A 1,266-nucleotide genomic window follows, 5' to 3' on the forward strand; every position below is an offset into this window, starting at 1 on the left:
TGTAGTGGCATAGTTAATTTGGCCACCCATTAAGAAAGAAATGTTATGCTAATAAGCATACAAATTTGGGTGAAAAAATGACGAAATTAAAACGCGCAACGTATTCTGCGGCAATCAAATTAGAAACAGCTCAGCTTGTAGTTGACCAAAGTTATACTCAAGAAGAAGCAGCCAAAGCGATGGGGGTGGGTAAATCAACCGTCAGTAAGTGGGTTACTCAATTAAAGCAAGAGCGGAGTGGCCAGACACCATCTGCTTCACCAATGACGCCCGAACAAATTGAAATCCGCGAACTTAAAAAGCAAATCCAACGCATTGAATTAGAAAAGGATATATTAAAAAAGGCTACCGCTCTCTTGATGTCCGACTCCCTGAACAATTCTCGTTAATTGAGAAACTAAATCAACGAGAGCGTTACCCAATTAGCGTGCTGTGTAACGTATTCAATGTGCATCGTAGCAGCTATAAATATTGGGCTATACGGGATACAACGCCGACGCCAGAGCAAATAAGGCTAGAAGCTGAAGTTAAAGCCATACATGCAATGAGCGGCGGCTCAGCTGGGGCGCGGACAATCGCGGCAATAGCAACGAACAATGATTTTGAATTGAGTCGTTATCGTGCTGCTAAGCTAATGGTTAAATTAAAGCTTGAAAGCTGCCAAGTACCTCAACATTCATATAAACGCGGTGGTAATGAACACCTTGAAATTCCAAATCTGCTTGATAGAAAATTTGATGTTGTTGAGCCAGATACCGTGTGGTGCGGTGATGTGACGTATATTTGGGTAGGTAATCGCTGGGCTTATTTAGCCGTTGTTATTGATTTATTTGCACGTAAAGTCGTTGGTTGGGCCATGTCGTTGTCGCCAGATACTAATTTAACGCTAAAAGCACTTGAACTCGCGTATGAAAGTAGAGGAAAACCGACAGGACTGATGTTTCATTCAGACCAAGGTAGTCATTATATAAGTTTAAAATATCGTCAACGTTTATGGCGCTATAAAATTACACAAAGTATGAGCAGGCGCGGAAATTGTTGGGATAATGCGCCAATGGAGCGATTTTTTAGAAGCTTTAAAACGGAGTGGATGCCAAAGGTTGGATACGAAAACTTTAAAGATGCTAAATATGGTGTGAGTGATTATATCAACGGATATTACAACAACGTTAGGCCACATCATTATAATGCCGGTTTAGCGCCAAATGAATCTGAGGTTAGATGCCAAGATTCTAAAACTGTGGCCAAAATTAGTTGACCACTACA

General features: G+C 41.1%; 1 protein-coding gene. It reads left to right on the plus strand.

The features are described from left to right. The first annotated feature begins 77 nt into the window (after positions 1 to 77). Positions 78 to 1,258 (plus strand): IS3 family transposase gene (locus tag I6E82_RS19750; RefSeq protein WP_197118529.1). Its coding sequence is split into 2 segments (ribosomal slippage): positions 78 to 336 and positions 336 to 1,258, totalling 1,182 coding nucleotides; the frame shifts between segments, so codons are not numbered across the junction. Positions 1,259 to 1,266: the final 8 nt, after the last annotated feature.

Source organism: Pseudoalteromonas sp. NZS11 (assembly GCF_015864765.1).
GTDB classification, from domain to species: Bacteria; Pseudomonadota; Gammaproteobacteria; order Enterobacterales; family Alteromonadaceae; genus Pseudoalteromonas; species Pseudoalteromonas arctica.